This is a genomic window from Monashia sp. HAY1-5C, from assembly GCF_056755255.1.
Window position 1 is genome coordinate 1 of sequence record NZ_JBPGXG010000655.1, and the last position, 244, is coordinate 244.

Here is a 244-nt window from a genome sequence, read left to right on the forward strand (position 1 = left end):
CCTTTCCGAACACCCGGACATTGCCTTGGTAGCCCTGACCGGGAGCGTGGTCAGTGGCCAGGCCGTAGCCGAAACCGCCGCGAAGTCCGTCAAGCGCGTCCACTTGGAACTCGGCGGCAAAGCTCCTGTTGTAGTGTTTCCCGACGCCGACCTCCGCGCTGCCCCACGGTTCGGCCGCGACCGGTGACCACGTTGAGGATGCCATCCGGGATGCGTCCGGCCAGCACCTCCACCAGCTTCAGGG

1 pseudogene is annotated in these 244 nt (G+C 66.4%); it reads left to right on the forward strand.

The window, feature by feature from the left end:
- A pseudogene (locus ACR9ZK_RS23085) lies at positions 1 to 163 on the forward strand (aldehyde dehydrogenase family protein); the annotation flags it as partial.
- Positions 164 to 244 lie beyond the last annotated feature (81 nt).